Source organism: Acinetobacter sp. AB03 (genome assembly GCF_058107045.1).
On record NZ_JBUEBA010000054.1, the window covers coordinates 1 to 2,978 of the forward strand.

Sequence of the window (2,978 nt, forward strand, 5' to 3'; positions counted from 1 at the left end):
TATCAAAAGACTATACCTGAATGATAGCGAGCCAAATCGCATACAATATCTATCATTAGACTTAATGCAATAATTAAATGATAGTATTATCATTAATCTAATAGAATTAAGATTAAATGATAGAAATGAATACACGTATTTATCTACGAGCTTCAACTAAAGATCAAGATGCAGAAAGGGCTTTGCAGATTCTTCAGGATCTAAACCAAAACTTGAATTTGGGTGAAACCATTGTGTACGTGGAAAACTATAGTGGTACGAAGTTAGACCGACCTGAATTGAATAAGCTACTGTCAGAAGCAAATCAAGGTGACACATTGTTAGTTGAAAGTATTGACCGCTTATCACGCCTAACCCAACGAGATTTTCAAGAGCTGAAGCGCAGGATCCAGGAGAAGGGACTTCGTTTAGTCGTAGCAGATCTTCCTACTACCTACCAAATGATTCAAACCAGTGACAGCATTACTCATTCAATCTTGGAACTCATCAACAATATGTTGATTGATCTTCTGGCAACAATGGCCCGCCTAGACAATGAGAAACGTATAGAACGTATTAAGCAGGGCCTGGCACGTTCGGGTTACAAACCAACAGGCAAGAAGGCAAATGAGGCTAAACATAAACGAATAAAAGAATTGCTAGTAGTTGGCAATATGACTAAGGAAGAAATTGCCAAAGCAGTGAATTGTGGAGTTGCAACTGTCTATCGAGTTGCTAAAGTTATCTAAAAGAGGCTTATCTCAACGCGCCCCCAATGGGGCACCGCTGCATTCAGGTTACTTCACATAAGAAATTTTATGTTAAATGATTGTTAGAAATGCCCCTTGATCGAGGCATTTTCTATAAAGAATACTAAAAACTAATTAAAGCCAACCAAGTTTCAAAACAAGGCAGTTCTCAGCAATCATATTTTTAAATTATATAACTCCCAACTGAGCTTTTGCTCCAACGATAAGGCTTTCATTTTGAGTTTCTAAGGCAAATAAACCATACATCAAAGGAGAGGCCGCTGCTCTTTCTAAAGTCTGTTCATATAGTTTATTCCAAACTTTACCCCCTAGTTTTTCATACTCGATGATTAGAGTTTTGAGGCTTTCTTCTCCAAACAAAGTTACATGCCCAGCAAAATCAATCGCTGGGTCATCTATATGGGCTGTTGACCAATCAATAACGCCTGAAACAGCTCCATCCTTTGAAGCTAGTACATGCCCAGCATATAAATCGCCATGTATAAATTGGGTGAAATCTGCCCATAGAACATCATTATCCAACCATTTTCTGTAGCGGGTTTCCAATTGCTCACTTATACCAATTTCAGATTTTACTAACTGCAAATTGTTTGCTATTTCAGGTCTTAAATCTGAAGGTTTCATAATTTTCAAATCATTTTCCCGAACTTCTTTTTCAGGAATACTATGGATTTCAAATAAGGTTTTTGCCAAAGATGTTATGTATTTCGGGCTATCTTTGTCCATATTCCAAATTATTTCATAGGTTTCAGCATCCAAATTTAAAACAGGATTATCTTTAAGTATGGGATAAGCCACTAATTCTGTAGATGAAATTCTCCAATCAGGAACCTCTACAGAAAGATGTTTTTTTACCAATTCTAAAATGCGTTTTTCTTTCTTGATTTGTTCCCTCATGCCATCACGACGAGGAATACGCAGCAACCATTGTTGCCCCTTTGTATCAAGAGCAAAAACGACCTTAAAATCAATGCCCATTTCATTGAAATTCATTTTGTCCGTAAGCAACAAGCCGTGTGCTTCAGCAAGTGATTGAATATCTTGAATTGTCATTTTTAATTTCCTTTAAAGAGTTCAATAATTAATGTTCGGATTAGATTGGCTATCATTAACAATCTCTCTCAAAAGTCTTGATGATTTTGTGGTCTTTGATCTCGTAGATAATGTCAGCAATATTATCGACCAATTGCTTGTCATGAGATACGAAGATAATAGTTCCTGCATAGGACTTCATCATTGTTTCTAATGCGGCAATACTTTTTAGGTCAAGATAGTTTCCTGGTTCATCCATAAGCAAAATATTATATTTTCCTAAAAGCATTTTGGATAAAAGCAGTTTGATGATTTCACCTCCCGATAAGTCGGATAAGTTTTTTTGAATATCATTCGCTCCGATCCCCATTGAAGCCAATACTGCACGAATTTCCGCAACTGTGTACTCGCACTCTTCCTGCATAAAGGAGAGCACAGATTTATGCGTGTTAAATTTATATCCTGTTTGTGTAAAGTAGCCAATTTCAGCTTTTGGAGATATGGTTAATCCATCAGCACGTTCTGATATCATTTTTAACAAGGACGTTTTCCCTGTTCCATTCGATCCAGTTATAGCGACTTTAGCGCCAAGCGGTATTATAAAGTTAGCGTCATCAAAGATAGTACGGCTACCAAATTTTAAGCTCAGACCATCTGCCGTAATCGGGAACTTATTGTGCAGTTCTAGGGCTGAACTTTGACGAAAACGAATAGAACGCAAATGCTCTGGTGCTTGAATATCTTCTAATGCAGCCAAACGCTTTTCCATACTCTTAGCTGCCTGATACAGTTTTCTTTGCTTGGTGCCAGTCATTTTTGCATGCCCAAGTCGTCCAGCACTTTCGGTAGAGTTTTTGGATTTTTCTCCTTTTTTCTTATTGTCTAATCGATTAGCTTGCTGGCGTTTTTCTTGCACAGCAGATTCTAATCGCTCCCGTTCCTTCATCATCAGCTCATATTCTACGGCTTGGTGTTGTCGCTCTTCTTCTTTTTGACGCAAGTAATCCGAGTAACCACCCCAATATTCCGTAATTTTACCGTCTTTTAACTCCCATATCTTGTCTACAACCATATCAAGAAAATATCGGTCATGACTGATAACAAGTAATGCTCCATCAAATGCTTTAAGTTGACCAATAAGTAGATCTATTCCATTGAGATCAAGGTGGCTGGTTGGTTCATCCGCTAGAATGCCAT

3 protein-coding genes are annotated in these 2,978 nt (G+C 37.7%); 1 reads left to right on the forward strand and 2 read right to left on the reverse strand.

What is annotated here, in order from left to right; genetic code table 11:
- Positions 1 to 116 precede the first annotated feature (116 nt).
- Positions 117 to 728: a recombinase family protein gene (locus tag ACY3FQ_RS18115; protein WP_015060246.1), complete on the forward strand. Its 612-nt coding sequence runs from the start codon at positions 117 to 119 to the stop codon at positions 726 to 728.
- Between the two features lie 189 nt (positions 729 to 917).
- On the opposite strand, the gene ACY3FQ_RS18120 is transcribed toward ACY3FQ_RS18115, so the two are convergent.
- Complete coding sequence (locus ACY3FQ_RS18120; RefSeq protein WP_000155092.1) at positions 918 to 1,802, reverse strand: Mph(E) family macrolide 2'-phosphotransferase; 885 nt, start codon at positions 1,800 to 1,802, stop codon at positions 918 to 920.
- Positions 1,803 to 1,857: 55 nt separating this feature from the next.
- Positions 1,858 to 2,978: ABC-F type ribosomal protection protein Msr(E) (gene msr(E), locus ACY3FQ_RS18125; RefSeq protein ID WP_489774604.1), on the reverse strand; the 1,121-nt coding region annotated here is incomplete at its 5' end.

What these genes read in the sequence shown, in the direction of transcription:
- ACY3FQ_RS18115 (WP_015060246.1), top strand. Translation starts at nt 117, where the DNA reads ATGATAGAAATGAATACACGTATTTATCTACGAGCTTCAACTAAAGAT.
- ACY3FQ_RS18120 (WP_000155092.1), bottom strand. Translation starts at nt 1,802, where the DNA reads ATGACAATTCAAGATATTCAATCACTTGCTGAAGCACACGGCTTGTTG.